This window comes from Metabacillus niabensis (genome assembly GCF_020524345.1).
Taxonomy (GTDB): Bacteria; Bacillota; Bacilli; order Bacillales; family Bacillaceae; genus Metabacillus; species Metabacillus niabensis_B.
On the sequence record NZ_JAIVLH010000017.1, the window covers coordinates 118,668 to 144,383 of the forward strand.

The 25,716-nt window shown below is 34.6% G+C and carries 34 protein-coding genes; 11 read left to right on the forward strand and 23 right to left on the reverse strand.

Going from position 1 to position 25,716, the window contains the following annotated elements:
* Nucleotides 1-67: 67 nt before the first annotated feature.
* Complete coding sequence (locus LC095_RS26900; RefSeq protein WP_264196102.1) at nucleotides 68-202, reverse strand: hypothetical protein; 135 nt, start codon at nucleotides 200-202, stop codon at nucleotides 68-70.
* 97 nt (nucleotides 203-299) lie between these two features.
* On the opposite strand from LC095_RS26900, the gene LC095_RS18465 reads away from it, so the two are divergent.
* The 3 genes from LC095_RS18465 to LC095_RS18475 all read left to right on the forward strand — a co-directional run bounded on the left by LC095_RS18465 (nucleotide 300) and on the right by LC095_RS18475 (nucleotide 2,700).
* Nucleotides 300-722 (forward strand): HIT family protein, encoded by a 423-nt coding sequence (locus LC095_RS18465; protein WP_226529553.1) that lies wholly within the window; start codon nucleotides 300-302, stop codon nucleotides 720-722.
* 159 nt (nucleotides 723-881) lie between these two features.
* Nucleotides 882-1,961: a 3-phosphoserine/phosphohydroxythreonine transaminase gene (gene serC, locus LC095_RS18470; RefSeq protein WP_226529554.1), complete on the forward strand. Its 1,080-nt coding sequence runs from the start codon at nucleotides 882-884 to the stop codon at nucleotides 1,959-1,961.
* A 214-nt stretch (nucleotides 1,962-2,175) separates the two neighbouring features.
* Nucleotides 2,176-2,700: a tryptophan transporter gene (locus LC095_RS18475; RefSeq protein ID WP_226529555.1), complete on the forward strand. Its 525-nt coding sequence runs from the start codon at nucleotides 2,176-2,178 to the stop codon at nucleotides 2,698-2,700.
* Between the two features lie 70 nt (nucleotides 2,701-2,770).
* Here LC095_RS18475 and LC095_RS18480 read toward each other — a convergent pair whose 3' ends face one another.
* Nucleotides 2,771-2,962 carry a hypothetical protein gene (locus LC095_RS18480; RefSeq protein WP_026560317.1) on the reverse strand — a complete coding sequence of 64 codons (192 nt, stop codon included), beginning with the start codon at nucleotides 2,960-2,962 and terminating at the stop codon, nucleotides 2,771-2,773.
* A 559-nt stretch (nucleotides 2,963-3,521) separates the two neighbouring features.
* Here LC095_RS18480 and LC095_RS18485 point away from each other — a divergent pair.
* The gene (locus tag LC095_RS18485) at nucleotides 3,522-3,875 is read left to right on the forward strand and encodes a YtxH domain-containing protein (RefSeq protein WP_226529556.1); all 354 of its coding nucleotides are present in this window, start codon (nucleotides 3,522-3,524) and stop codon (nucleotides 3,873-3,875) included.
* Between the two features lie 201 nt (nucleotides 3,876-4,076).
* Nucleotides 4,077-4,655: an HTH-type transcriptional regulator Hpr gene (locus LC095_RS18490; protein WP_226529557.1), complete on the forward strand. Its 579-nt coding sequence runs from the start codon at nucleotides 4,077-4,079 to the stop codon at nucleotides 4,653-4,655.
* Between the two features lie 12 nt (nucleotides 4,656-4,667).
* Here LC095_RS18490 and LC095_RS18495 read toward each other — a convergent pair whose 3' ends face one another.
* Entirely contained in the window at nucleotides 4,668-4,997 is a 330-nt protein-coding gene (locus LC095_RS18495) for a DUF1878 family protein (protein WP_226529558.1), read from the reverse strand.
* A 382-nt stretch (nucleotides 4,998-5,379) separates the two neighbouring features.
* Between LC095_RS18495 and LC095_RS18500 the strand changes: the two genes are divergently transcribed.
* Nucleotides 5,380-5,922: a DUF3267 domain-containing protein gene (locus LC095_RS18500; protein ID WP_226529559.1), complete on the forward strand. Its 543-nt coding sequence runs from the start codon at nucleotides 5,380-5,382 to the stop codon at nucleotides 5,920-5,922.
* A 119-nt stretch (nucleotides 5,923-6,041) separates the two neighbouring features.
* The gene (locus LC095_RS18505; protein ID WP_026560322.1) at nucleotides 6,042-6,221 is read left to right on the forward strand and encodes a hypothetical protein; all 180 of its coding nucleotides are present in this window, start codon (nucleotides 6,042-6,044) and stop codon (nucleotides 6,219-6,221) included.
* A gap of 119 nt (nucleotides 6,222-6,340) precedes the next feature.
* On the opposite strand, the gene LC095_RS18510 is transcribed toward LC095_RS18505, so the two are convergent.
* The gene (locus tag LC095_RS18510) at nucleotides 6,341-6,427 is read right to left on the reverse strand and encodes a YjcZ family sporulation protein (RefSeq protein WP_078435598.1); all 87 of its coding nucleotides are present in this window, start codon (nucleotides 6,425-6,427) and stop codon (nucleotides 6,341-6,343) included.
* 88 nt (nucleotides 6,428-6,515) lie between these two features.
* Nucleotides 6,516-6,602, reverse strand: coding sequence for a YjcZ family sporulation protein (locus tag LC095_RS18515; RefSeq protein ID WP_226529584.1), 87 nt, complete (start codon nucleotides 6,600-6,602; stop codon nucleotides 6,516-6,518).
* Between the two features lie 385 nt (nucleotides 6,603-6,987).
* Between LC095_RS18515 and LC095_RS18520 the strand changes: the two genes are divergently transcribed.
* Entirely contained in the window at nucleotides 6,988-7,848 is an 861-nt protein-coding gene (locus LC095_RS18520) for a peptidylprolyl isomerase (RefSeq protein ID WP_226529560.1), read from the forward strand.
* A gap of 118 nt (nucleotides 7,849-7,966) precedes the next feature.
* On the opposite strand, the gene LC095_RS18525 is transcribed toward LC095_RS18520, so the two are convergent.
* The 6 genes from LC095_RS18525 to LC095_RS18550 all read right to left on the reverse strand — a co-directional run bounded on the left by LC095_RS18525 (nucleotide 7,967) and on the right by LC095_RS18550 (nucleotide 16,007).
* Nucleotides 7,967-8,182, reverse strand: a complete 216-nt coding sequence (locus LC095_RS18525; RefSeq protein ID WP_226529561.1) for a sporulation YhaL family protein — start codon at nucleotides 8,180-8,182, stop codon at nucleotides 7,967-7,969.
* A 102-nt stretch (nucleotides 8,183-8,284) separates the two neighbouring features.
* Complete coding sequence (yhaM, locus tag LC095_RS18530) at nucleotides 8,285-9,229, reverse strand: 3'-5' exoribonuclease YhaM (RefSeq protein ID WP_226529562.1); 945 nt, start codon at nucleotides 9,227-9,229, stop codon at nucleotides 8,285-8,287.
* A gap of 125 nt (nucleotides 9,230-9,354) precedes the next feature.
* The gene (locus LC095_RS18535; RefSeq protein WP_226529563.1) at nucleotides 9,355-12,345 is read right to left on the reverse strand and encodes an ATP-binding protein; all 2,991 of its coding nucleotides are present in this window, start codon (nucleotides 12,343-12,345) and stop codon (nucleotides 9,355-9,357) included.
* 10 nt (nucleotides 12,346-12,355) lie between these two features.
* Entirely contained in the window at nucleotides 12,356-13,594 is a 1,239-nt protein-coding gene (locus tag LC095_RS18540; RefSeq protein WP_226529564.1) for a metallophosphoesterase family protein, read from the reverse strand.
* 267 nt (nucleotides 13,595-13,861) lie between these two features.
* Nucleotides 13,862-15,115 (reverse strand): ABC transporter permease, encoded by a 1,254-nt coding sequence (locus LC095_RS18545; RefSeq protein WP_226529565.1) that lies wholly within the window; start codon nucleotides 15,113-15,115, stop codon nucleotides 13,862-13,864.
* Nucleotides 15,108-16,007: an ABC transporter ATP-binding protein gene (locus LC095_RS18550; protein WP_226529566.1), complete on the reverse strand. Its 900-nt coding sequence runs from the start codon at nucleotides 16,005-16,007 to the stop codon at nucleotides 15,108-15,110. The genes LC095_RS18545 and LC095_RS18550 overlap by 8 nt, the downstream gene beginning before the upstream one ends.
* Nucleotides 16,008-16,129: 122 nt before the next feature.
* Here LC095_RS18550 and LC095_RS18555 point away from each other — a divergent pair, with 122 nt between their 5' ends.
* Nucleotides 16,130-16,315, forward strand: a complete 186-nt coding sequence (locus LC095_RS18555) for a YhzD family protein (protein ID WP_226529567.1) — start codon at nucleotides 16,130-16,132, stop codon at nucleotides 16,313-16,315.
* A 50-nt stretch (nucleotides 16,316-16,365) separates the two neighbouring features.
* Here the strand turns inward: LC095_RS18555 and LC095_RS18560 are convergent, their stop codons facing one another.
* Nucleotides 16,366-17,142, reverse strand: coding sequence for an enoyl-CoA hydratase (locus LC095_RS18560; RefSeq protein ID WP_226529568.1), 777 nt, complete (start codon nucleotides 17,140-17,142; stop codon nucleotides 16,366-16,368).
* A 260-nt stretch (nucleotides 17,143-17,402) separates the two neighbouring features.
* Nucleotides 17,403-18,899, reverse strand: coding sequence for a coproporphyrinogen III oxidase (locus tag LC095_RS18565; RefSeq protein WP_226529569.1), 1,497 nt, complete (start codon nucleotides 18,897-18,899; stop codon nucleotides 17,403-17,405).
* A gap of 259 nt (nucleotides 18,900-19,158) precedes the next feature.
* On the opposite strand from LC095_RS18565, the gene LC095_RS18570 reads away from it, so the two are divergent.
* Nucleotides 19,159-19,479 carry a hypothetical protein gene (locus LC095_RS18570; protein WP_226529570.1) on the forward strand — a complete coding sequence of 107 codons (321 nt, stop codon included), beginning with the start codon at nucleotides 19,159-19,161 and terminating at the stop codon, nucleotides 19,477-19,479.
* Between the two features lie 335 nt (nucleotides 19,480-19,814).
* Here the strand turns inward: LC095_RS18570 and LC095_RS18575 are convergent, their stop codons facing one another.
* The 10 genes from LC095_RS18575 to LC095_RS27155 form a co-directional block, all read right to left on the reverse strand.
* Entirely contained in the window at nucleotides 19,815-20,015 is a 201-nt protein-coding gene (locus LC095_RS18575; protein ID WP_226529571.1) for a GNAT family N-acetyltransferase, read from the reverse strand.
* 163 nt (nucleotides 20,016-20,178) lie between these two features.
* On the reverse strand, nucleotides 20,179-20,619 hold the full coding sequence (locus tag LC095_RS18580) for a GNAT family N-acetyltransferase (protein ID WP_226529572.1): 441 nt from the start codon (nucleotides 20,617-20,619) through the stop codon (nucleotides 20,179-20,181).
* 166 nt (nucleotides 20,620-20,785) lie between these two features.
* Nucleotides 20,786-21,328 carry a hypothetical protein gene (locus tag LC095_RS18585; RefSeq protein WP_226529573.1) on the reverse strand — a complete coding sequence of 181 codons (543 nt, stop codon included), beginning with the start codon at nucleotides 21,326-21,328 and terminating at the stop codon, nucleotides 20,786-20,788.
* A gap of 81 nt (nucleotides 21,329-21,409) precedes the next feature.
* Complete coding sequence (locus LC095_RS18590) at nucleotides 21,410-22,087, reverse strand: hypothetical protein (protein ID WP_226529574.1); 678 nt, start codon at nucleotides 22,085-22,087, stop codon at nucleotides 21,410-21,412.
* A 43-nt stretch (nucleotides 22,088-22,130) separates the two neighbouring features.
* Complete coding sequence (locus LC095_RS18595) at nucleotides 22,131-22,799, reverse strand: VanZ family protein (RefSeq protein WP_226529575.1); 669 nt, start codon at nucleotides 22,797-22,799, stop codon at nucleotides 22,131-22,133.
* A 53-nt stretch (nucleotides 22,800-22,852) separates the two neighbouring features.
* Complete coding sequence (locus tag LC095_RS18600; protein WP_226529585.1) at nucleotides 22,853-23,074, reverse strand: GNAT family N-acetyltransferase; 222 nt, start codon at nucleotides 23,072-23,074, stop codon at nucleotides 22,853-22,855.
* Nucleotides 23,059-23,283, reverse strand: coding sequence for a dienelactone hydrolase family protein (locus tag LC095_RS18605; protein WP_226529576.1), 225 nt, complete (start codon nucleotides 23,281-23,283; stop codon nucleotides 23,059-23,061). The genes LC095_RS18600 and LC095_RS18605 overlap by 16 nt, the downstream gene beginning before the upstream one ends.
* Nucleotides 23,284-23,596: 313 nt before the next feature.
* Entirely contained in the window at nucleotides 23,597-24,277 is a 681-nt protein-coding gene (locus tag LC095_RS18610; RefSeq protein ID WP_226529577.1) for a DUF3600 domain-containing protein, read from the reverse strand.
* Nucleotides 24,274-24,573 (reverse strand): RNA polymerase sigma factor, encoded by a 300-nt coding sequence (locus LC095_RS27150; RefSeq protein WP_319005817.1) that lies wholly within the window; start codon nucleotides 24,571-24,573, stop codon nucleotides 24,274-24,276. Before LC095_RS27150 ends, LC095_RS18610 begins: the two co-directional genes overlap by 4 nt.
* Before the next feature lie 51 nt (nucleotides 24,574-24,624).
* On the reverse strand, nucleotides 24,625-24,789 hold the full coding sequence (locus LC095_RS27155) for a hypothetical protein (RefSeq protein WP_319005818.1): 165 nt from the start codon (nucleotides 24,787-24,789) through the stop codon (nucleotides 24,625-24,627).
* A gap of 411 nt (nucleotides 24,790-25,200) precedes the next feature.
* On the opposite strand from LC095_RS27155, the gene LC095_RS18620 reads away from it, so the two are divergent.
* Nucleotides 25,201-25,512 carry a hypothetical protein gene (locus LC095_RS18620; protein WP_226529578.1) on the forward strand — a complete coding sequence of 104 codons (312 nt, stop codon included), beginning with the start codon at nucleotides 25,201-25,203 and terminating at the stop codon, nucleotides 25,510-25,512.
* The last annotated feature ends 204 nt before the right edge of the window (nucleotides 25,513-25,716 follow it).

Here is a 25,716-nt window from a genome sequence, read left to right on the forward strand (position 1 = left end):
ACTTAACAAGGGGATGGTTGTATTGAACAATGGCGATTTCACATCAGATGACATTTAAATCTAAATGTTAAATGAGGTGTTTATCAAAGATACTTTTCCCATTATATGAGTTATTCTTCCCTTCTTCAGGAACAGAGTGAACATTCGTTTCACTCTGTTCTTTTTCATATAAAGATGCTTGTGGTAAAATATAGCTGTTCATACATAGATAATTTCTGATTGAAACAATAACATACTTACCTTACAAATGATGTTGAAACATGTTGAACATGAAAAATAATTGAAGGATGTGTGAGTAGATGAGTGACTGCATTTTTTGCAAAATCGTCAATGGAGAAATTCCAAGTGCAAAAGTATTTGAAAATGAACATGTAGTAGCGTTTCTTGATATTAGCCAAGTAACAAAAGGTCATACATTAGTTGTGCCAAAAGTACATAAAGAAAATATCTATGAACTTACACCTGAAATTGCCGGAAAACTTTTTGAGGTTGTCCCTAAAATTGCAAATTCAATTAAAGAACAATTTCAGCCAATCGGTTTAAACCTCCTGAATAACAACGGCGAAAAAGCCGGACAATCTGTTTTCCATTACCATATGCATATTATTCCAAGATACGGTAAAGGTGATGGCTTCGGTGCAGTATGGAAACCACATACAGAAGAGTATACTCCACAGGATTTACAGGAAATTGCTTCTACAATTCATAATGGTATATCTTAACTTTTCGGCCGCTTGAAGCGGCCTTTTCTTATACACCTAAATATGTAACCGTTTTATCCATTAACTTTCACAAAGATGAAAATTTTCAGTCTACATTTCCTCCTCTATTCATGATAGGATATGAGTATTATTTTACGTTCTAATCAAGGAGGGCAATTCATGAGAGCTTATAATTTTAATGCAGGACCCGCGGCAATTCCATTACCTGTGCTTGAACGCGCACAAAAGGAACTAGTTAATTTCCAAAATACAGGCATGTCTGTTATGGAGCTTAGCCATCGCAGTAAAGATTACGAAGAAGTTCACAATCGTGCTAACTCATTACTTAGGGAACTATTAGGAATTCCTGACAACTATGAAGTCTTATTTTTACAAGGTGGGGCAAGCCTTCAATTCTCAATGATTCCAATGAATTTCTTAAAAGAAGGACAAACTGCTCACTTTATTATGTCAGGTGCTTGGTCTGACAAAGCACTAAAAGAAGCAAAATTTTTCGGTGAAACAAGAATTTTAGCGTCAAGTAAAGAAGATAATTACACCCATATCCCAACCGACTATTCATTAGATGAAGTAAAGGATGGAGCTTACCTTCACATCACATCAAACAATACGATTTTCGGAACTCAGTGGCAGGAATACCCGGACAGCCCTATTCCACTAATCGCTGACATGTCAAGTGATATCTTATGTAAGGAAATTGATGTTGAGAAGTTTTCACTGATTTATGCAGGAGCTCAAAAAAACCTGGGTCCATCTGGTGTGACAGTTGTTATTGTAAAAAAAGAATTTTTAGAATCTGCAAAAGAAGATGTTCCAACAATCTTAAACTATCGAACTCATGCTAAAAATAATTCTTTATTCAACACACCACCTACGTTTGCGATCTATATGCTTTCTCTTGTATTAGAATGGGTTAAAGAACAAGGCGGAGTAAAAAACATTCAAAAAATCAATGAAGAAAAAGCAGGATCTATTTATTCTGCCATTGATAATAGCGACGGGTTCTATAAAGCTCACGCAACAGATGATAGTCGCTCATTAATGAATATCACGTTCACACTGCCTAGTGAAGAACTTACAAAGAAATTCCTTCAAGAAGCAAAAGAACGTCAATTCATCGGCCTGGCAGGTCATAGATCTGTAGGTGGCTGCAGAGCATCTACTTACAATGCAGTACCAAAAGAAGCATGTGTTGCACTCGCTGAATTCATGACTGAATTTAAACATCAAAATAGCTAAGTTAGTTTGGAAGAAAAGGATTTCATGTCCTTTTCTTTTTTGTATTTCCAAGAATAGGTCTAAATAAGAAATCCCCTATTTTTACCACAGCATAAATCCTCTGTACGATATGTATAAATGTTGCTATAATAATAAATAAGTTCTCTCGCAATAGGAAATGAGTTCACTATTGGGGAGAAGAAATTTAGGAGATTAGAAGAGGAGAGATGAGAAAATGAACACAAGAGTATTAGTTATTTTATCTTTATTTGCTGCAATTGGTGCTGTACTAAGTATGATAATGCCTCCATTTTTCGGTGGTATGAAGCCAGACATGATGTTAACGATGATGTTTATCGGAATTATTATGTTTCCTGCAATTCAAAATGTCACATTGCTAGGTATTGTGACTGGATTTTTATCTGCATTAACATCAGCATTCCCTGGCGGATTCGTTCCAAATATCATTGACAAAGTGGTAACAGCATTCGTATTTTACGGCCTAGTTCTAGCATTTAAGAAAATTGCACAAAAAGTTGCAACAGCAACAGTACTCACAGTGATTGGCACAATTGTATCAGGAACAGTTTTCCTTACTGCCGCATCATTAATTGTCGGCCTACCAGGAGGAGCAGCTTTTTCAATGTTATTCGTAACGGTTGTATTACCTGCTACATTATTGAACGGCGCTGCGATGATTATTATCCTGCCAATTGTTCAAGCTATTTTCAAACGCTCAAGAATTATAACAGTCGCTTAAGACAAATACAAAGCAAGAAAGAGGATGTTTATAGATTCATCCTCTTTCTTGCTTTTTTTATTTCATTTTATCAATTAAAAATCATTAAAATAATCCCTATAAGCAGCATTGCTGCTCCCCCGGTAGCAAGTACCGATACTTTTTGTTTCACGATTTTTTTAGGTGGATAAGATGCTGATTGCTGCAGAAGTTTAAAGTAATGAAAAGCACCTATAAAGAGTAATAAACTAATGACAAAAAATAAAAAGATGACACCTGACATTCTCATCCCTCCTTATATATGTTTGGATTTTTATTCTATTCGGGGAGAGCTATTCCAGGAGAGATTCCTTCGTGTTTCGCTTTTGAAGAACATTTCAGAGGGTTATTTTCTTACTTTTGTCTTTCATCCCTCTTATGAAAGACATTTCAACGGAGTTATTCCCTACTTTGTCCTTCATCCCTCTCATGAAAGACATTTCAACCGAAGTTCTCCCTTCTTTTGTTCTTCATCCCTCTCATGAATGACATTTCTACTGAATTACTCTCCACTTTTGTCCTTCATCCCTCTCATAAAAGACATTTCATAGCGCTCCCTCATCTATCCTGTCCTTCACACTTATAAAAACCTAAAAACCTATTCCCCTGCTCGCGGTACCTTTTCATCATGAATGTCTAAACATGTCCATGAAGAGCGTGAAACACGGGACTTATAAACGACTTAATAAATAGGTATGCTATACTTTAGATATGTATGTATAATGTTTATAGAAGACATCTTTGGGTATGTTGAAAAAGTAAGTATGTCTCATTCATTTTACATAGTTGTGGAGGGATGCAGTTTGTCAAATAATAAATCATTGTTAGTTGGATTACTTGTTGGAGGTGTAATCGGCGGTGTTGCCACATTACTCTCAACCCCTTCATCAGGAAAAGAGTTACGCAGTCAAATCAATCTAAACCGTAAGCAAATCGAAGATCTTGTAAATCAATTAAAAAAAGAAAGTAAAGCACTAAAGGTTCAATTAGTTCAAACGGCAAAAGAAGGTTCTGAGGTCGTAAAAGAAGTTTCCGCCGACTTAATGAAGTCTATTCAACAGTATCAACAGGACACTGAACCACATAAAGAAAATATTATGAAAGAAATTGAAGAAATCGATTCCAGAATTAAACAACTTGAAAAAACATTAAACTAGTTTTCAGCTAAAAATATTTTTGGAGTAATAAAAAAGTGTGATAGACAAGCCATGTCTTCACACTTTTTTTATTGGCTGAACCCTTGATATAATAGGGTTTTTAAAAATTTTTAAAAATTTCGTAAATTTATATCTTTATTAATCTTTATTTTATTGGCATAATAGAGAATAATACATTTGGAAGATCAGGGGTGACGGCTGATGAAACATAACGAAAGGGAATATACAGTAAAAGAAGCCTTGTTATTTAGTCAACGTGTTGCGCAGCTGAGTAAAGCATTGTGGAAAACAATTGAAAAGGATTGGCAGCAGTGGATTAAGCCTTATGATTTAAATATTAATGAGCATCATATTCTGTGGATTGCTGATCATTTGAATGGTGCATCCATTTCAGAGATTGCTAAATTTGGAGTGATGCATGTTTCTACTGCTTTCAACTTTTCAAAGAAGCTTGAGGAAAGAGGATATCTTGAGTTCTCGAAAAAAGCTAATGACAAGCGAAACACGTATATTAAGTTAACAAAACAAGGCGAAGAAGTTCTTTCAAAACTGTTAGAAGACTTTAGTCCAGACAGGAACTCTGTTTTAAAAGGGGCTTTACCACTTCAAAATTTATATGGTAAATTTCCTGAAATGATGGAAATGATGTGTATCATTCGTAATATTTATGGCGAAGACTTTATGGAAATCTTTGAACAATCATTCCATAACATTGAAGATTCATTTAATAATGAACAAGAAAAAGAGTCTAAGTCTGAACAGCTCATTTCTTCTCCTTAATGAAAAAGAAGACTACATTAGGTCTACAAAATCATCCATTAAGGAGCTGTATAAGTTTTGTCTATGTATCGCATGGATTGTTTCATATAAATCCAGCTTCGGGTTTAATTGGCCGGCAAATCGCGTAAGGAGGTCTGTAAAGATCACTAATCCTTGCGCTTTTTGTTCTTCATGTAATTTGGAAAGTTCTTCGCAAATCATCAGTACTTCTTCAATTTCTTCTTTACTTAATCCTTTCGACATCACTAAATGATAAAAGGGGAATTTGGCAGGCTCCACTATTTTTAATAATAACGATTGGTAATATTCCAATGTTTCCAATCTTTTTTCTATCGAATTCATTCCTTACCCTCTTTCTTAACTCACATTGTTGTTCTTTATTGTATAGTATTCCTTACACGAAAGGAAGTTTTTCTCAAATTACATAGGTTCATATAATAAAGTGAGACTTATCACGCTCAAAACGCCACGTCTTATAGCTTCGCCTGACTTGGGGACGTCCTATCCTTCGTCGGATCTTTACGGGCAGTTATCTTCCACTTCCACTTATCTCTTTTCTTATCTCGAATCTTTCGATAAGAGTTTTACTACCCGTTAAGATGAGATAAATTTCACATTTTCTTTTTTAAATCGTTTACATTTAAAATTCCTTATTGATTTTTTCCTTACACCATCGTACAGTATGTTAGTAATTAGTTTTGTATTATGTTTGGATGGTGAGACAATGTACTGTTGGAAAACCATAAACCTTTCAAGGGATATTGGTCTACACAGAATTTTATTTATATCAATGATCACTATGATTCTTGTTTTTATTTTAACCTACTTACCTATCAACCTGCTATTTCCAAAGATTCATTTTGATGATGGACATTTCTTATTATTTATGTTTATTTTGGTCAGCATGATGCCTGTTCACAAATTACTACATGTTTTTCCGTTGATACTAACCGGATGTCGTGTTTCGTTTAATATTAAATTTTATCGTGTGTTCCCTACTTTCCAACTCAAAGCTTGTGAAGGAATAAAAAAGAAACGAATGATCATTTCCTTATTAACTCCGTTTCTTACCTTCACCATTTTATTTTTGATTGGAGGCCTATATTTTCCGGCCTATATCCATTATTTAAGTATAGCTTTTGCCTTCCATATTGGCATGTGTGTACCGGATTTCTTATTACTAAGACAACTATTATTCGCTCCAAAGGTTTGTACGATTGAGGAGTATGAGGATGGTTATGAGGTACTAGTCCAAAACAATAGATAAGAAAGTGGCAATTACGCTTGTCACTTTTTTACATTTTTGTGCAAATCAGATGTCAATGCTATCTTTTTCATAAATAGTTTGGTAATCTAATATGTATAATGTGGGGAGGGGGATCTCTGGTGATCATTTTCTTTATCTTGTTTGCAGTCTTTATCTTGTTTTACATAAATAAGCTTACAAATACATTGTGTTTAGTTCGCGAGATTCCTGAAGACCGTCAAACGAAGGTTTTTAGAACAATCAATGTACTTATTACAATTCTGCTGATTTCTTCATATATTGAAGTTCTTTACACCTAAAAGCTTTATGTTTTGCCTCGAGTAAGTCATTTATTAATGGTACTGGTTGTTCTTCGGGGCCTTATTGCTTACATACATAGAAAAGCTAACAGGAAAACCTGTTAGCTTTTTTTGTTATCTTATAACCACGCTGCACCAACGATAATTAACAAGATAAACAATACAACGATTAACGCAAAACCACCTGCATAAGCTCCTCCACCCATAATGACACCTCCCTTTCGTCTTGTTACAATATCCTATGATTTAACCTCTTTAATGGTATAGGCATTTATCCCGAACTAATTGATTTAATTAGTAAAGATAAGAAGCTCCAATAATAATTAACAAAATGAAAAGAACCACAATCAAAGCAAAGTTATCTGTAAAAGCGTGACCCATATCAATTACCTCCTTTATATCTTTCAATATATCCTATGTGAATGAACCCATTATGATTGGACGTTAGCCCAGTTCCAGGTATTTGTTTATATAAATGGAATATCCCTTCCCCCCCTGTTTACCAGGAAATTTCTTTCTTTTATTATTTTCATTCATCCAATTGGGAGCGTTTTCCCCGAAAAAACTTTTTGATCGTCACTCATTATGGTATAGTATTTCTTGTACTATCAGAAAGATAAAATTTTATGGTTGATAGTATAAGAAATACTAAGGCTTTCTCCATTAGTGCTTGGTGATAAGCCAAGTTTTTCTAATATAATCTGGCATTACATACAAAAGCTGGATCCAGTAAGAATACTAATTTAACTAGGAGTTGTAGAAGAAGATGAAAAAGTTTGCCATTGTACTAGCTGCAGCAACAAGCTTACTTGCATTAAGCGCATGTAATAATGCTGATTCAGAAGTTGTTGTTGAAACTAAAGCAGGAAATATTACGAAAGACGAATTTTATGAAGCAATGAAAGACCGTTTTGGTGGAGATGTTCTGACTGAACTTGTTCACGAAAAGGTACTTAGCGATAAATATGAAGTAACAGATGATGAAGTACAAAAAGAATTTGATAATCTTAAAACACAATATGGTGCGCAATTTGAAAGTGTCATCCAAGCACAAGGTGAAGATGTTGTGAAACAAATGGTCAAAGTTGATTTATTAAGAAAGAAGGCTGCAGCAGCTGAAGTTGAAATCACTGATGAGGATATCAAAGCATATCATGAATCTTTAGAAGGACAAATTAGAGCAAGCCATATCCTTGTTGAAGATGAAGCAACTGCAAAAGAGATAAAAGAAAAACTTGATGCCGGAGAAAAATTTGAAGACCTTGCAAAAGAACATTCAATCGATCCAGGTTCTGCTCAAAACGGAGGAGATCTCGGATGGTTTGGTGAAGGTGCAATGGTACAGGAATTCCAGGACGCCGCCTTTAAGTTAAAAGAAGGAGAAGTAAGTGCTCCTGTAAAATCTGAATTCGGCTACCATATCATTAAGGTGACTGAAACTGTAAAACCATTGGAAGAAATGAAAGAATCACTAACTGAAGAGGTTCGCAAACAAAAGGTTCAACAACCTGATACAATCCAAAGTGCTTTAGACAAAGCCCTTAAAGACTCAAATGTTGATGTGAAAGATGAAGATTTAAAAGATCTATTTAAAGCTGAAGAAGCTGCTAAGGAAACTAAGGAATAAGAATTGGTCAAAGAAAAAAAGGCTCTCGTTTATTCGAGAGCCTTTTTTTACAATCAGAGAATATAAGAAAAACTATGACTTTCGCCATAAGGACCTGGTGACAAGCCAATTCATCTAATTAGCTTGCAGACTGATCATCTTGTAGTGGTGGTTGTTCGAGCATGGTCTTTTTCTTTTGGCGCTCCTGCTCAATTCGATCAAGATAGACTTGACCTTCTTTTTCAATGAAATCTTCGTCAATCATTTTATCCTGACGCGATGTTTTAAATGCCATATATCCACTGATGAGTATTCCAATCACACATAAATAAATCCACCAAGGCAACATAACCATAACTATTTCCCCCTTTAACTTGTACAAAAGACAAGCCTTTTTCTAGGAGCATATGATCATATTTCTTATATTATGCCTTTCATTATTCATTTCCATAAAATATTATTTATGAAAAGAAGGTTTATAAAATGAACGATTATCTAAAGCAAATACTCTTTCTGTATATTCACCCGGCTTCACTCGCTCAAGCGCCCGATCCAACATGTTCATTTTTGCATCAAGATTGTCAATATAATGGAGAATTTCGGCTTCTTTGATCATTGGAGGCTTTGGACTTCCCCATTCTGCCTTACCATGATGACTTAGTACTAAATGCTGAAGAACTACAATTTCTTCCCCTTCAATTTGTAAATGCTCTGCCGCTTTGGCAATTTCATTCACCATGATTGAAATGTGTCCTAATAGATTTCCTTCAACCGTATAGGTTGTGCTAATTGGTCCCGACAATTCAATGACTTTCCCTAAATCATGAAGGATCACACCAGCATAAAGCAGGTCAGTATCCAAGCTTGGATATAATGCGGCAATGGACTTGGCCAAATCTAGCATAGAGACAACATGGTACGCAAGCCCTGAAACAAACTCATGATGATTCTTTGTTGCAGCAGGATATTCCATAAATGCTGAACCATGTTTCTTTAATAAATATCTTGTTACTCGTTGGATATTTGAATTTTTCATGTCGAATATATACTGAGTAATTTTTTCGTTCATCACATCTTTAGCAATTGGTGCTGTCTCTAATAGGTCTGATATTTCAATTTTTTCTTCATCATGTTTAGGACGGATTTTTCGGATTTTCAGTTGATTACGTCCTCGATAGTGATGAATATCGCCTAATACCTTAACAATACTTTGAGGGCTGTACATGACTTCATCTTCTTGTGAAGCGTCCCAAAGTTTTGCTTCTATTTCACCTGAGGTATCTTGTAAGATTAATGTTAGGAATGCTTTTCCATTACTCGCAATTCCTTTTGTTGAAGACTTAATTAATAAGTGAACTTCTACTTGTTCCCCAATGTCATGATGCAATATTCCTTTTCCCATCCTAAAAGCTCCTCTCAATGCTTGTTTATCTGTCAGTATCATTTTATATAATAAAGATCATTTGTATGGCTAGTATAGCATAATTCGGTTCTATCCTGTTTGAGGAAGTTTAGTACCTTTGTTATTTAGCTACTATTAATCGTTTTAGAGAGATTGACCATATGCTCGGGCTGTGATGATTCGGCTAAGTGGTGATGACATGTAAAGAAAATGACTTGTTGGTCTTTTTTTAGCTCATGTAATAATTTTAACGTATTCGATGTTCTGCGATGGTCGAAATGAACAAAACTATCATCAATCATAACAGGCAGCTGTAGTTGCGAATTAATGTTTTTGATAACAGCTAATCGAATCGACAGGTACAGTTGCTCGGCAGTAGCTTGACTAAGCTCTTCTGCAAGAAACTTCACTCCATCTTGACGTTCCACAATAAACGATTGCTTTTCCATCGGTAAATATACCTTCTGATAGGAATTGGAAGTAAGCAATTGAAAATAATACGTGATAGAAGTCAGCAATTCTGGCAGCTTTTCTTCTCTATGTCTATGAACTGTTTTTTGAAGGAGATCCTTTGCAAGCGCTCTGACAATCCATTTTTCTGCTTCCTCTTTTACCATGGCTTTTTCATTTTCAAAGGCATGTCTCAACTTAGAATATGTTCCACTTTGCTCTATTTCTTCGATCTTGAAACAAATACTTGAATACTCCTGGTGCAAGTGAGTTTCCTCTTTTTCCAGTTGTTCCATGTCATTTACTATTTCTTGTATTCTCACATCAATTGTATCTATTTTTTCATTAGCCAGCGTCTCTAGGTCTATATCACTTTCTGTAGCCAATTGCTTTTCAACCCATTGCAATTGTTTTTGTATTTCTTGTCGCTCTTCATGTACTTTTGCCAGTTTTCGAAATTCATCTTCATTTTCACACTTGCTACTACAGATTAATTCATCCTGCTGTTTCTTGATAAATACAATCTCTTCTGATAATGAAGCTAGTTCTTCTACTACCTCTTCTTTTTTCTCGAGAATTTTCTCCCGCTTTGCAGCTTTAGCTATTTCCACACTACTTTGTTTACCTAATATATAGATAGATTCTTTAATTGAGGACTGCTCAATTTGGCATAATTCAGCTAATTTCCTTACTTCTTCCTCAAACTTCAATTGCTCTTGGTGAAGTAATCTTGCTTCTGAACTATATTTATTCTTTTCGATAATGACACTTTGAAGGTGTTGTAATGCTTCAAAAGCTTCTAAAAGAACTTCAGATGATGCATTCGTATCAACTTGAATTTGGCCAGCAATTTCAGCAAGCTGTTCTCGTTTAAAAAATTGATTCTTTTCCCATTCTTCATACTGTTTTAACAGCCTCTCGTATACCCTTTCCTGTTGTTCAAGAGCATGCTTTTCATGGTGTAGGGATTGTTTCACCATTTGATCTTTTTCTAATGAAGTCATAATATCAAATAATTCTCTGCCTGATGAAGATTCGCTTTGATGAGCATGATAAATACGTTGCTCTAAATTCTTTAACTTCGTCTCCAAATGCTCAGCAAATGTGTCTTTTTTTGCCTGCACATTCTTGGTCTGGAAAAGGGCTCCGATACATGCGACGATTAAAATTCCAAAGAATAGCCAATTTTGTTGAAGAAATACCCAAACAGATCCGGCTAATAAAAGAAGAGAAAATAAGATAAAAAGAAGGGATTGTTGTTTCTTTTCTTCTTTATATTCCTGCTTACGCTTTTTCAGCTCTGTTGATACCTGCTTATGTTCCTCCTTAAGTACCGGAAGATTAGCATCCTTTCTTGAAGCTAGCTCTTGCTCTAAAGAAGACCTTTCTTTATCAGTCAAAACTTCATTCGTTAATTTCCCTATTTTCCATTCCGCTTCTTCAAGAGAGCTTTGCACCTGTTCAAACTGCTCATCAAGCATTTGTTTTCTCTGTTTTAACGTTACTTCATCCTCAACCAATCTCTTAAGTTTGTCTTTCATCATCATTGTCGCTTGAATAGTTAAGATGTCATCCTCCGTTAAATAAGGATACAATCGTTGCTTTAATACCTCATATTCATGTTGAAGCTGATCAATTTTTTTCTCCACAACTTGCTTGTTCTTTCCTTTTTCTTCATATAATGACATCTGCTCACGAATATATTCAATCTCGCTTTTATGTACAATAAATGCATCGTTTATATGAATCTCTGCTACTTCTTCCTCAAGTTGGGATTTTCGTGCTTGCAAAGCATGTAGCTGCATATTCAGTGGCTGAACTGTTACATGAAGATGGTCCAACTTCTTAAGTCCAGCTTCAGGAAAATGTTCTGTTGCGGGCAATTGTTTTAACTGGTCCATACACCAATTTTTTTCTTTTACTAAAGGAAGAACTGTTTTTGCTTTTTCCAAATACCTATGCTGTAACAGTTTATTTCGTTTTGTTTCAATCATGGATGTTAGTCGTGATTGAAGTGACGCTTTTTCATGTTGAAATTGCTCATAAAAATGATTATTACGCTTTGCTTCCTGCAGATCTGCAGCCTGTTCTTTTAGCTTCACAAGTCCTTCATTTACTGTCGGTCTTTTTCCATTTGGTTTATATAGAAGGTCCATTTGCTTTGTTAATTGATCATCAATGGTAAAAAGTGCATCAGCCCCGTAGATACTTGAAAGAAATAGATATTTTCCGATTTGATTGGCATCAAGTTTTTGAATTTGTTGTAGACCATGAACATCAAAGGAAAATATGGAGCGATACGTTTCCTTATCCACTCCACCTATAAGTGTTTGTAAAAATTCTTCATTCTCTAGTGTTCCATCTTCATATTCAATCCTAACTTCACCGCCAAACTTACCTGGCAATCGTTCAATTTTCATACGCTGTCCACTTTCTAATCGAACAAATAAACAGCCGCCATAGCTTGTTGCTCTTTTTGGTTCATAGCGGTTTTCCGATTGCTGCTTTGTTGGGAACCCAAACAAGATGCTATGTATAAATGACATAATCGTTGATTTACCTGCTTCATTTTCTCCGTATATAACGGAAAAATTGGCTTGTCCGAGCATAATATGTTCATTTTCAAATTTTCCATATCCATAGATTTGCAGTTCTTCTATTTTCAATCTTTTCACCTCACTTATGCTCGTGATGTTGCAGTAATTCACGATGTAATAGTTGCTCCGCTTTTTTTAGAAGCTGCTTTTGTTCCTCCAGTGTATAACCGCCAATATGCTTACGGAATAATGGATTTTTTTTCAGTGGTTCAATTACTTCATCAAATTCGTCATAGCTCTCGATTGTGTTTTCCAGGTCTTGATAAAAAGTCGATAGTTTGTGTGAGGTTGTTCGAGGTTTAATTGTACGATCAATGATTTTAACCACCCAAACAAAATTCTCCTGATCATTTTGTTGCTCATTCAATACATCAAGAAGATCCTCAACAAGATCCTGAGAGTTTAGTTCGTTTGCTAATTCACCTGAATCCACAAATGAGATCGTTAAACAAATTGCTTTGTTTTGTCTTTTTAAGTTTTCAACCGACCTTTCACAATCTTGAATTAACTCGGACAGGTTTTGGCATTTATTGATTGAAACGTCAATCTCTTCCCATCTTATTATTTCTGTTGGGACAAATGTATTTGTTACTTTTCCTTCTTCCATTTCAACTAAGTAACAGCCTTTTCTGCCTGTTTCCTTCCGATGACGGCCCTGTATATTACCTGGATATGCAATAACAGGGTGAGCTTCATGTAATACCTGACGCTTATGAATATGTCCTAAAGCCCAATAGTCAAAGTCTTTACTTAATAAATCATTTACTTTAAATGGGCAATAAACGTCATGCTCTTTGTTTCCTTCTGCAGAGCCATGCAACATACCGATGTGGAATACATTTGGATTTTCTATTTTTTTGTATTGTGACGTAATATTCTCATGTACTGCACGCTCAGGATAGCTATAACCGTATATATAAGCTGTCGGAGTTTGATTTTTTATATATTCTATTACTTCAACTTTGCGGCTTGAAAACACATGAACATTTTCCGGCCATACTAGATCAAGCCACTTCCCGCCCATATGATCGTGATTTCCATGAATAATATAGACTTGAATATCCTTTTCTGCCAACCGTTCGAATTCTTTTTTTAATTTTAATTGGGCTTTTAAGCTTCTTTCATCTTCATCGTATAAGTCACCTGATAGTAAGATAAAATCTACCTTTTCTTTAATGGCATATGTGATGATGTTTGAAAAGGATGTAAACGTGCTTTCTCTCACTCTTTCAAAGAGCTTTGCGGGCATATGTTTTAGTCCTAGAAAAGGGCTGTCTAGATGCAGGTCTGCAGCATGGATAAATTTAATGGCACTCATATATACCTCTTTCTATTTATTCCTTTGTTTACCTATTATTTTACCATCTATGAAATACGAATGCACGTTCTGTCAAAAACATTATTTCTTAACTTTCAACTCCTAAAATTGCAGTTTTCTTGTACTTTGTTGTTTTAAATTAGTTTGTTCCATTGCACTCCAAACACTATAAAGTTAAGGTTCATAAGCAATAATCTTTTGAAAACACCATTAATTAGAGAAGACCATTAAAAAAGAGAATAGCTTTCAAGCCATTCTCCTTCTATTTTATTTATTTTTAGAAAGCATAAGTGCTCTTTTTAAATCTTTAAAGGATGAGGATTTCCCGTAGATGAGGACTCCTCCTTTGTAGACTCTTGCTCCAAACACGGCTAATACGATAATTGATCCGAGCAGGATGGCGATTGATAGTGCAATTTCCCAAAATGGGATATTTAACATTCCTACACGGAGGAACATGATCATTGGCGTAAAGAACGGAATGTACGATGTGACCGTGATGAATGGTGTTTCAGGGTTTGTTAATCCAAACATAGCAATCATAAATGCGCCAACAATGATAAAGATCATAGGTGAAATTAACTGTTGAACATCTTCAATTCGGCTGACGAGTGAGCCTAAGAATGCTGCAAGTGTTGCAAAAAGGAAATATCCTAATAAAAAGTAAATACCTGCATAAATGAATGTTGAGGTTGGGATATCAGAAAATCCAAACATTCCTCCCGTCATTGCAGATAGATCATCCATTTTTGCCTGAATAGAAGCATACCCTACAATTAAAATAACAAGCATTTGCGTTATGCTTAATAACCCGATTCCGATCAGCTTTGCAAACATCTGCTTGACCGGTGAGACACTGGAGATTAAAATCTCCATCACTCTTGAAGATTTTTCTGTTGCGACTTCTGTCGCAATCATGCTCGCATAAAAAATAACTGAGAAATAAATAACAAATAAGAGAACATATACTAAGCCCCTTGCTTGATTTAATTCTTCTTCAGTTTTCGCGTTGTCCTCCAGAGCGACTTTTTGAACTTCAACAGGTGTAAATAATTGGTCTAATTCATTTGTTTGTAACCCAAGCTTTTCTCTTCCTATTTCAAGTTTTGTTTGCTGCAATACTTGTTCGACCTGGGTAAAAACCTGACTATCAGTTATTGAGCTTGTTTTTACAGTAGCTTGCGGAAGTTGATTAGCATCATTGAATAAAACAATAATTCCATCTAACTCACCAGCTAGAACACTTTTTTCTAATTCTTCCTCATCATTGTTTGCCTTTTCAATTGAAAGTGGGAATCCCGAGGCAGACAGATGTGCTTCAAATAAATCATAATATCCATCTGACTCATCAATGACAGTAAATTCTTTTGTTTGTTCTCCATTGTCAAACATATCAATAATGGATGTAATATTAGATAACCCGACCAGAATAAGTGCTGTTAATAATGTTGTAATAATAAATGACTTTGTCTTAAGTTTATTCAAATAAGTATGAGCAACCATAATCCAGAATTTATTCATATGAAGCACCTACTTTTTCTATAAAAATATCATTTAGTGACGGTTCCTCAAGTGCAAATTTCCGGACAAAGCCTTTGTGTTGAAGTTCATGAAAGATTCTTTGAGAAACCTCTTCATTTTCAATTTGCAATTCAACACCCTCGGTAAGCAGCTTACTTTTGATGACACCGGGGATTTGCTCTAAAAAGCCCATATCAAAGTCTCCATGAATAAAGAGATTTTTCTTTCCAAATGATCTCTTAATTTCACGTAAAGAACCATGTACCACCGGTTTTCCTTTATGCATGATGCAGAGATGCTGACATAGTTCCTCTACGTGCTCCATCCTGTGACTCGCAAAAACGATCGATGTACCGGCTTCCTTTAAATCAACAACAGCTTTTTTTAGCAGTTCTACATTAATAGGATCCAGCCCACTAAATGGTTCATCTAAAATTAAAAGCTTTGGTTTATGTAAAACGGCTGCAATAAATTGTATTTTCTGTTGATTTCCTTTTGATAGTTCTTCAACTTTTTTATTTGCATACTCTGTCACATTAAATCGCTGCAGCCAGTGGTCCATCTCAGTTACCACCTGTTGCTTTGACATCCCTTTTAATCTGCCTAAATACATGAGCTGATCTTTGACCTTTAATTTCGGATAAAGACCTCTCTCCTCTGGTAAATAGCCAATTTTGTCGCTTTCTTCATATGATATTCTATTTCCATTCCATGTAATGGTGCCGTCTGAAGGGTTTAACAACCCTAAAATCATCCGAAAAGTTGTCGTTTTTCCCGCTCCGTTCGCACCAAGGAAACCAAAAATTTCATTTTCCGGTATTGTGATCGAAAGTTGATCTACCGCAAGATATGAACCAAATCGCTTTGTGACAGTATCAATCATTAAACTCATATTTCCCCTCCTCTATATGTACTACGAAAATGGTAACAGAAGGTTTCACCTTTATGCAGGAAAACTCCCGTTCATTAAGAATACTATGAAAGTATGGATCTAAAAACATGGGAGGCATGGGAATGGCTATTTATTACTTAACGGTTTTTGAAAAAAACGGAGAAAAATTATTAGATGAAACCTTTGAAGCACAAAGTGAAAAAGAAGCAAAAGAAATCGGCCAACACAAATTAGAAGAAAATAACTTTACAGATAAAACCCATCGTTGCACATCATCATCGGGTAAGCTTGTATTATTTGCACGTTAATCACAAAAGTAGGGGGAGTCTTACTTGAGACTCCCCTTATCTATTAGCCTTTATTTTCCCGTAAACTGTGGTGCTCGTTTTTCTAAAAACGCTGCTACTCCTTCACGGTGATCTTCTGTTCGTCTCATTTCAAGCTGACTGATTGTTTCAAACTCCAAGGTTTGAATTAACTCTTGTTTTTCTTGTGAGCTAAATAGTATCTTGGATGCAATCATTGCCTTGATCGGCCTTGCTCCTAATCTTCTTTTCATCAATTCTATTTGCTCTTCCGTGTCACCTCTATAAATTTCATCGATCAATCCCATTTCCAATGCCTTATCACTATCCATGGACTCACCTTTCCAAATAACCTGTTTCGCCAAGTGCTCACCTAAGCGTTTCTTCAAGAAAAAATGTCCCCCTCCATCTGGTACAAGACCTATGTTGATAAAATTCATGGCTACTTTTGACTTCCTTTCGGCTAACACAGAATCACAAGCTAATGCAAAGCTTAGGCCTAACCCGGCAACAGGTCCATTGATTAAGCTTACTGTAATAGCAGGCATTGTATAGAGGGTGACAATGATGTTTTTAATATTGTCCATCACTTCTTTAAATCCATCTTCACTTGGACTTGATAGCATCGATTTTAAGTCTCCTCCAGCTGAAAATGCACGACCTCGGCCAGTAATAAATAATAGAGTGATGTTTGATATGGATATTTCGCTAAGACATTCTGATAGATCTTTTAGCATTTGAACGTCCATTGCGTTTAATGAATCTACTCTGTTTAAGTATAGTGTTGCAATGTTCCCCTCTTTGACCAGTTCAAGTGTTTGATATGACATTTCTTCCACCCCTTATTTTTATTTCAATATATTAATTCTAAAGAATGTGGGAGATATCCTGCTTTTCAATGTTTGCTTTCTTGTACTTTGTTGATTTCCGTTGCAGGTACTCGCTTTCCGGCGGGCGGTCTTGTACCTGCAATGGAAATCAACAGTCTTTGTAAATTGTTACTTAATATATTTTAATAGAACAAAGTCTATACTAAAGAAATAAAAAAGCAGTAGAAATTCTTTGTATAAAATTTCTACTGCTGCAGCTATTATTTAGAATACAATTCCTTTAAAATCTTAATTTTTTCATTGGTGTAGTGTTCAAATCCGTCGTTGTAGGATTTTGGGTCTTTTGGGTTTGCGAAGTGAGTGATTTTTCTTGTTGTTGGGTCGACAAATTTACTTGCTGCTCCACAACCGATTCCAATGATGGTTTGCTGCTCTTCCATGATCATAATGTTATAAATACTATCTTGGCCTTTAAGTGCGTAACCGACATTTTCTAAGTTACCCAAGATATTTTTTTGACGGTATAAATAATATGGTGCATAGCCATGGTCTTTCGTCCAAGTGACAGCGTGATCCATCATGGTTGTGATTTCTTCACGACTTGCAACCTTGTACTTATGCTTGTTTTGTGTCATTTCTGATGCACGTTTAAATGAAAGAGTATGAACAGTTAATGATTCAGGCATAAGTTTCGCTGATTCAGACAGGGAGTAATCAAATTCCTCCACTCCTTCACCAGGTAAGCCAATGATTAGATCCATATTAATATTGTTCATGCCCATTTGTCTTGCTAAATGGAATTTTTCAATCGTTTCTTCCACTGTGTGGTGACGTCCGATCGCTTTTAGTGTTGCTTGAGTATACGACTGCGGGTTAATACTAATGCGGTCGATTTTCCATTTATTTAATACATTAAGTTTTTCTTCTGTAATCGTATCAGGTCTACCGGCTTCAACTGTTATTTCACGAATATTTTTCACATCTGGAAATGATTCCACCATTTCCTCGTAAAGCATGTCCATTTCTTCTGCCGTAATACTAGTTGGAGTACCTCCGCCGTAATAAACCGTTGTAATCTTGATATCATTTTCTTTTAGCCATTGACCAATTGCTCTCATCTCATGGTGAAGTCCGCCTAAAAAGGATGTGACAGAACCCTGCCTTCCGTTAATTGCATAAGCCGGGAATGTACAGTAAGCACACTTTGTCGGACAAAACGGAATCCCAACATATATACTGACTTCATTTGCCAGAGAATCAAGGTCTGGTACCACCTCAAGTTGACGCTCAACAATTTGTTGCATAAGATTGATTTTTTCATCTGACAATAGGTATTCTTCTTTAAACATTTTATGAATATCAGATGTTTTCATACCTTCTTGTCTCTTTTTATGGTAAAGCTTTGTTGGACGAATTCCTGTAAGGATACCCCATTTTTGAATCATGCCTGTGTATTCTTGAAGTAAGGTTAAATAAACATAGGAAAGAGTATTTTTCACATATCTCAATCGCTCTTTTCCAATAAAATGGGAGGGAATTTCCCTTTCCTTGCTTGCTGTAAATTGTTTTCCATCTTCAGAGAGCAGTGTCCCTTTAATAGAAACCTTTTCACTTTCTTCTTCAATAAAAAACTCTGCTTCTAGAGAATGATCGTCTTCTGTAAAGCAGAGTTCAGTTTCTTCAAAAAACAAGTTACCAATTAACGTTAGCGGTCGATGGAACCGTTCATCTTTAATGCCTTTTATATAAATTTTCATTATAATCACCTTAACTTTTTTTGTGAAAACTTATTTAAGTGTACAAAATAACAGCTTGATTGGTCAATGTTAACATATTGTTAATTTTATCATTGAAATGAATCTTGAGAATTGGTTAGCAACAATCTCTATGAGAACAACCTAATTAAAATATTGTGAAGGAAACAAAAGACATAAAATAATCATAATAATTTCCATGAGTAACTTCATAGAATAATAGTACAAGTAAGACAAGGAATAGAATAGGAGGCAGTATTCGTTGAAAAAATTTGCTCCTTTATTATTGGTTGCAATCGCCATAGTGGTAATTGGTTACTTTGATTCTCCTAAATTTGCTGAAAAAGAACAAGTCATTTCGACATTCCCTGTACCGGAGGAAGAAACAACCTCAGCTACTACAGCAGAGGAAGAAGAAATAAAGGGAATTCCTGAGCTAGAGAGCCGACTCGTTGATATGTATTTGGAAGATGGATATTCGGTTGAAGTGTATCAAGAGTATGAGGTATATAAGGACGAGGAAGGGAATGTTATGGAGAGGGTTGCAACAGAGAATTTTAATTATTTAAGGTATAAGCAGTAACAAGCATACGAGATTTCTCTTATGCTTGTTTGCTTTTGAACAGATGCGGAATTAGAAAATAGTTTGTTCCATTGCGCTCCAGACACTCACTTTCCTCTACTTCCCGCAGGAGTCGAGTATCTTCCGCTCCATTTCACTATAGAGTAAAAATAATATCGCAAGCAACAATGTTTGCGAAAACAGCTTTTTAAAACACATTTAGTAAGACTCCAAAGATTGTCTAACTTTTTTGACAATTTAACCAATGAGTAGGTTTTTATTAATAGTCTTTATAACTTGTATGTAAAGGTCTAGTCATGCATTTATTAGTCATGAAATTAAATTTCTCATAAAAATCATGTGCATCTGATGTGGCCAGTGCAAATGTAATGCAGTAAATTTGATATCTGGATGTTCAAATATACAATTTTCATTAACCATGTTCCCAGCCCTTTTCCTCTATAATTCTGATCTATTACCACATCTAAAACCCAAGAAAATACAGCTTTATCTGTAACTACCCTTGCAAATCCAATTTGTTTGTCCAAATAATACAATCCAAAAGATAAAGAATGATTAATGCTCTTTTCAATGGTAGCTTTATTTCTGTTGGAAGCCCAATAACATTAGTACTGATTAGAAAATCTCCATTTTCCCATTCATTGCTTAACCTCCAAAGCAAATACATACAATCATTTTTCTTTCAATAAATATGTACGTTTATTTTTCTTCAAACAACTTCTTTACAAATCCTGTGCTTTTTGCGCTATACCCCATGTTTTTATAAAATTGGTGTGCATTTTCTCTTTCAGCACGGTTTCCACTATTTAAGCCAATTCCATCTGCACCTAAGTCCTTTGCGTATCTTTCAGCATCACATAATAATAATCGTCCAATCCCTTTATTACGATAATGTGAATCCACCACGAAAGCTATTACACGAGCATAAATACCATCACTGTTGTAAAGTACACCCGTATGAAAACCAATCATTCCTACAACTTTACCATCATATTCAGCCACCAGAGTATAATGATTTGGAGTTTCTTCAATATGTTTAAATCTGACCCTCATTTGCTCAACAGATGTTGGATAACCTAGTTGTTCCATTAGCGATGTTAAATCATTTACATCCTTTGAACTCGCTCTTCGGATCTCCATCTCTCTCTCTCCTTAAAAGAATTCCTAATAACAGAAAAGACCTCCTACTTATTTCTTAGAAAGTCTTCTATTTTGGTCATTGCTTTTCTTCTTAGTTAAAACCATATTGTTCATAAGCTCTTATCTTCGACCAATTCCTACGCTAACCTCTGTTCTTCGCAATAACCTAATCTCTCAAATCCTGTAGTAGGTTACCTTTTTCATTAAAAAATTTATAATTTCGAAATGTATAATCACTCTTATTTGATTGTGGCAATTCCACCCAAGTAACTGACGCATTGTTTGGAGGGAATTTTTGTTCTATGATTTGGCCATTTACATCTACTTGTAATTTTGTAACTTTATTTTCATAGCTAGATACAAACATAAGCTTTGGTCTCACTTGATTAGGTAGGGAAGGAAAAAATGAACTTAACGTTTCATCGTTTCTAACTTCAATGCTTCTCCATTTATAATTACCTATACTATTTTTATTAAAGTCAATATACGCCGGTTTATTGTCAAAAAGAAAACCGACTACTCTTACATTATTAAAATCTTTAATTTCTAAAATCTCAATTGGTTTATCATCATATCCTTCTATTGATTTTATTACTTCAACAATAGACTCTTTATCATTACCGTATAAAGTATTGTTAAAATGGTAGAGTGAAAATCCTACAATCAGAATAAATACAAGAATAAAGAAAGATATGTTCTTCTTTTTCAAAAATTTATATCCCTCCCTGTTAATCATTATTCAACTTTGCATTCCTATTGAAGTATCGCCATTTCTTGTATCGATAACTCATCACATTACAGCTGATTTCTTCTCTAATTTTAATTCTCGAACTATGTAAGAAATTAAAGTATCAAGCGGGTTTATTATAGACGTTGAGGTCAAGACCTCAACTTCCTTGGATGCATCGACCATAGATAATTGAGCAACAGAGATCGCTTTATCTTCTTTAATAAGTTTTTTCAAGGACTTGGATATCTCTTGATTGTATTCTTGTTTTTGGCCTTGCATGATTAATTCAAACGTATTGTTTATAACTGTTACTTCTATGTCTAAGGATTTTTTTCGATGATCAGCATATTGTTTAAGACGTTCCATTGTCCCGTTAACAGTAGCAGGATTTGTGAATAGAATTGTCTGAGGTTGTTGTCTATGACAGATGTATTCAAAGTAGGGTTCATCAATTTTAATAATTGGAACTGATATTGAGAGTTGTTCTTCTTGTAAAATAGCAATATAGTTTGTGCAGGTAATAAGAATTGCATCAACATGACATTGGGCAATCCATTCTATCTGCTCTTTTACTTTCATCTGGGCATCCTCTGTTTTAAATGTTGCATCAGATGTAACCCGATACATTAAGGCCGGGTCAACAAAATGGACTAATTCCATTTCATATGAAGAAAGTGCGTTTTCGATATATTCAATATTTGAATAATGTGCGTGTAAGCATCCTAGCTTTTTTTTCATTTCATTCGCCCCCCTCTTTTGTGTTTTTTCCTTTGGACCTCTTCTATATACCAACACGTATTTCCCCCCAAGATTTAAATCGCTTATCAATTATAACCCAAATACTATAACACCCAATTCCTATAAAAGCTCCTAGGGTATTTAAAATAACATCATCAATATCTGCACTTCTTCCGATTCCCAAATTAAAAACTAATGCTAAAACAGTTTGTAAAAACTGTATGAATTCTATTCCTATGGTACAAAGAATAGTATACCAAATTGCTTGTTTATAACAGTTTGCCCACTTAAAATAAAGCATAGAAAATGTAAATGGTGTAAGCATGATAATATTACCAACTACTTGAAACACTGCGGAAGGATTGTATCTTATTACGTCAATGATCCCTTTAATAGGTATAAAATTTACAGAATAATATATGTAACCTATATTTTCTAATGAGTATCTTAAACCTTCAAAAAAGAACAAACTCTCGATTGTATTATGATACAATATGCAAAAATATAGAGAGAAACAGATACCAAGTATCCAGTCAAATACATTTTTTATTTTCGTATGTTTCAACAAAAATATCATACAAACAGTGGTAATGGTGATATTCACCATAACTTGTAAAATGATAGGAAAGTAATAATTCACATTACTATAGTAAAAAAATAGACTTTCTCCAAAAAATAATATAGGAAATATTATTAATAAATACTTCTTCATAACTTATCACCTAATTAATCAAATTCATGTAAAATTCTTTCTAATAATTTCTTTTAAAATAACCGCCTTACAAAGCCTGTACTTTTTGCACTATACCCCATTTTTTTATAAAATTGGGGTGCGTCTTCCCGCTCAGCACGATTTCCACTATATAAGCCGATTCCATCTGCACCTAAACCCTTTGCATATCTTTCAGCTTCAGTTAATACTAGCCTTCCAATTCCTTTACTACGATAATTTGAATCTACAACAAAAGCTATTAAACGAGCATAAATATCATGACTGTTGTAAGTACACCGGTATGAAAACCAATTATTCCTACGACTTTATCATCATTTTCAGCTCGAAAAGTATAATGATTTGAAGTTTTTTCGATTTGATTAAACCTTATGTTCATTTGCTCAATAGAAGTTGGATAACCAAGTTGTTCCATTAGTGATGCTAAATCAGTTATATCATCTGGAATCGCTCTTCTGACCTTCATCTTTCCCTCTCCTTAAGATAAATCCTACAGTTTACCCTATTTTTTGTAGGTAAGATTAAAAGTATACTTAGTAACTTTGAGGAAACGTTAAGTAGCTCGCATTTTTGCACTCACAAGCACCACCATTTAGTTATTGTTCAGTTGACCCCTTCCAAAATCAAAGATTTCATTAACAACTTGTTCCAATATTAACATATATACCACACCGCAATGTAACATTATTTTCCAAAAAGAAAAAAACAAAAAAGGCGTTTCTCCTTGAGAAATCGCCCTATTGCGTGTTTTGAATTCAAGAATGACTTTTTATTCAACCTTACAACTGTTTATCATTAACATACATGATAAATGCTTCAGCTTCAGCAAAGTCCTCCCTTAAGTTATACGGAATCTTCTCTTTTTCACTAGAATTTTTCATGTTAGATTGAGCCATTATTTGTTCGTATGTCATTAGAGCATCTATGTAATTCTCATATTCTTTTTTTGTTAAAACCTCTTCACTTAATTTTTGCCCATTCAACTTATCAAAGTATGGTTGAATCTTATGTAATACCTCCTTTATATGGTTTAGTTCTGTCATTGGAATTTGGGAGTAATTAATATTTCCATACTCATTACCGTATTCAAGCTTAGAAGTCGTAATGACAGTTAATAACTCTTTGAAATGTAAATATTCGTCTTTTTCCAAATCACCTTTTACATGTGATAATTTTGCATCCAAAAGCAAATAACCTTCCATAGTAGCACCTGATATATATCTTTTAATATTTTCATATGATCCATATAACTCATCTGCAAGAAAAGTTTGATAAGCCCAAGCACCTGATGGGATGAGTAAACAAGCCGCAAAAGCTCCTGCTACTAAGCGTTTCCTAATGTATATTTTTATCTTACCTTTCATTTCATCCTTTGCTTTTTTTACTCCCCTTTTACTTCTTTCATGAAGTTCTATTGGAATTTCTATATTTGCTATTTCTTGCTTTAAGTGATTATTCATAATTCACCTGCCTCCTTAACATTTTTTCGGAGTTTATTTAACGCTCTGTATAAAACAGTTTTAGCTGTTCCTAAAGGTATCTCTAACATTTCGGAGATTTCCTTTATGGTATGATCGTGATAAAACCTCAATAAAATAACACTCTTCTCATCCTCTTGAAGGCTATCTATTAATTCTTGTACTGATAATAAAGGCAAGTATTGTTCTTCTTCACCAATTAAATTCTCAAAATCCGCTATTAAAGGTACTACTTTTTTATTTCTTCTAGTTACATTTATTGCACAGTTAATGGTCATTCTTGTTATCCATGTTTTGAAATACTCAGGTGTTTTTAATGTATTTATTTTTTAAAATGACTGATATGCTACTTCTTGAACTACATCTAGAGCATCATCCTTATTTTTCACATAAACATATGCTGTACGATAGATGTCCTCTTGAAGCTTTTGGAAAAGCTTTAAGAAGGCCTTGTCATCCCCATTTTGTGCCTTCTTTACCAAGCGAATGTTCAAATTAGGACTCCCCCTTTCTTTTTATCCTCATTTATTAGACAAATAACAACCAATTTTGGCTTGAGTATTTTTTATTTTTTTCAAACATAAGATTCGGTAAAGATAATTCTTTCGCTCAAAACTACTTATGAGTCAAAATAGTATTCATATCCAATACTCCTCCAAAAACCCACCAAATCAAGAAGCACTTAACATAAAATTCCAGATCCTCAGTAAATAAATCCCCTGAATTTTTCTACAACTAAACTAAACGTTAGCCTCTTTTTCAGAAAGTATATTTATTACCAAATAAATGAATCTATGTTAACAGCTATCAGGCTTTTGTATTGCAACTATCATTTTATTTTTTTTTCGTTATTAGCCTTAGGAATTATTACATAAAAAAACCCAACTAAATCATTGCTTTCTTTCTTGGTTTTTCTACTATTCTTTTCAGTGATTGGACCAACAGCTGCTAGTGCAAAATCAGAATCCAAAGAAGAAATGCATAACCAAGAAGTTGAAGCATTAGCGGAGGATTTAGAGTTTTTGATGGAGGAAGCAACTATATATGATTTAGATGGTAATTTAGTAACATTTGATTTTGATAAACTGTCAGTAAGATTTGGTGAAGTTAAAGAACTGCAAATTTTAGAATTAGAGATCAATAAAGCAACATGTGAACCTAAAGTAACTAATGGAGTAAAAAGCTATGCAGTTAGTGCAGCAGCTAAAGGTACCTGAGGAGATCGTATGATTGCTGCACTTAAAGATCACTTTGGTGTTGCTATTATTGAAGTTTCATTAACTGGTGGTTTATGGGGATAATTGAATCGGCTACACTAAACTAGACAGGAAAATTAAGGTCAAGTAGACTACAGATATTATACTCGAGGAGAATCTACGATGACTAAAAGAGAACGTCGAACATTTAATGCAGAATTTAAA

Excerpts from the sequence above, each read along its gene's own strand:
- LC095_RS26900 (WP_264196102.1), bottom strand. The coding sequence starts at position 202 with ATGAACAGCTATATTTTACCACAAGCATCTTTATATGAAAAAGAACAG.
- LC095_RS18465 (WP_226529553.1), top strand. The coding sequence starts at position 300 with ATGAGTGACTGCATTTTTTGCAAAATCGTCAATGGAGAAATTCCAAGT.
- serC (WP_226529554.1), top strand. The coding sequence starts at position 882 with ATGAGAGCTTATAATTTTAATGCAGGACCCGCGGCAATTCCATTACCT.
- LC095_RS18475 (WP_226529555.1), top strand. The coding sequence starts at position 2,176 with ATGAACACAAGAGTATTAGTTATTTTATCTTTATTTGCTGCAATTGGT.
- LC095_RS18480 (WP_026560317.1), bottom strand. The coding sequence starts at position 2,962 with ATGTCAGGTGTCATCTTTTTATTTTTTGTCATTAGTTTATTACTCTTT.
- LC095_RS18490 (WP_226529557.1), top strand. The coding sequence starts at position 4,077 with ATGAAACATAACGAAAGGGAATATACAGTAAAAGAAGCCTTGTTATTT.
- LC095_RS18495 (WP_226529558.1), bottom strand. The coding sequence starts at position 4,997 with ATGAATTCGATAGAAAAAAGATTGGAAACATTGGAATATTACCAATCG.
- LC095_RS18500 (WP_226529559.1), top strand. The coding sequence starts at position 5,380 with ATGTACTGTTGGAAAACCATAAACCTTTCAAGGGATATTGGTCTACAC.
- LC095_RS18510 (WP_078435598.1), bottom strand. The coding sequence starts at position 6,427 with ATGGGTGGAGGAGCTTATGCAGGTGGTTTTGCGTTAATCGTTGTATTG.
- LC095_RS18515 (WP_226529584.1), bottom strand. The coding sequence starts at position 6,602 with ATGGGTCACGCTTTTACAGATAACTTTGCTTTGATTGTGGTTCTTTTC.
- LC095_RS18520 (WP_226529560.1), top strand. The coding sequence starts at position 6,988 with ATGAAAAAGTTTGCCATTGTACTAGCTGCAGCAACAAGCTTACTTGCA.
- LC095_RS18525 (WP_226529561.1), bottom strand. The coding sequence starts at position 8,182 with ATGGTTATGTTGCCTTGGTGGATTTATTTATGTGTGATTGGAATACTC.
- yhaM (WP_226529562.1), bottom strand. The coding sequence starts at position 9,229 with ATGGGAAAAGGAATATTGCATCATGACATTGGGGAACAAGTAGAAGTT.
- LC095_RS18540 (WP_226529564.1), bottom strand. The coding sequence starts at position 13,594 with ATGAGTGCCATTAAATTTATCCATGCTGCAGACCTGCATCTAGACAGC.
- LC095_RS18545 (WP_226529565.1), bottom strand. The coding sequence starts at position 15,115 with ATGAATAAATTCTGGATTATGGTTGCTCATACTTATTTGAATAAACTT.
- LC095_RS18550 (WP_226529566.1), bottom strand. The coding sequence starts at position 16,007 with ATGAGTTTAATGATTGATACTGTCACAAAGCGATTTGGTTCATATCTT.
- LC095_RS18555 (WP_226529567.1), top strand. The coding sequence starts at position 16,130 with ATGGCTATTTATTACTTAACGGTTTTTGAAAAAAACGGAGAAAAATTA.
- LC095_RS18560 (WP_226529568.1), bottom strand. The coding sequence starts at position 17,142 with ATGTCATATCAAACACTTGAACTGGTCAAAGAGGGGAACATTGCAACA.
- LC095_RS18565 (WP_226529569.1), bottom strand. The coding sequence starts at position 18,899 with ATGAAAATTTATATAAAAGGCATTAAAGATGAACGGTTCCATCGACCG.
- LC095_RS18580 (WP_226529572.1), bottom strand. The coding sequence starts at position 20,619 with ATGGAGATCCGAAGAGCGAGTTCAAAGGATGTAAATGATTTAACATCG.
- LC095_RS18590 (WP_226529574.1), bottom strand. The coding sequence starts at position 22,087 with ATGAAAAAAAAGCTAGGATGCTTACACGCACATTATTCAAATATTGAA.
- LC095_RS18595 (WP_226529575.1), bottom strand. The coding sequence starts at position 22,799 with ATGAAGAAGTATTTATTAATAATATTTCCTATATTATTTTTTGGAGAA.
- LC095_RS18605 (WP_226529576.1), bottom strand. The coding sequence starts at position 23,283 with ATGAAGGTCAGAAGAGCGATTCCAGATGATATAACTGATTTAGCATCA.
- LC095_RS18610 (WP_226529577.1), bottom strand. The coding sequence starts at position 24,277 with ATGAATAATCACTTAAAGCAAGAAATAGCAAATATAGAAATTCCAATA.
- LC095_RS27150 (WP_319005817.1), bottom strand. The coding sequence starts at position 24,573 with ATGACCATTAACTGTGCAATAAATGTAACTAGAAGAAATAAAAAAGTA.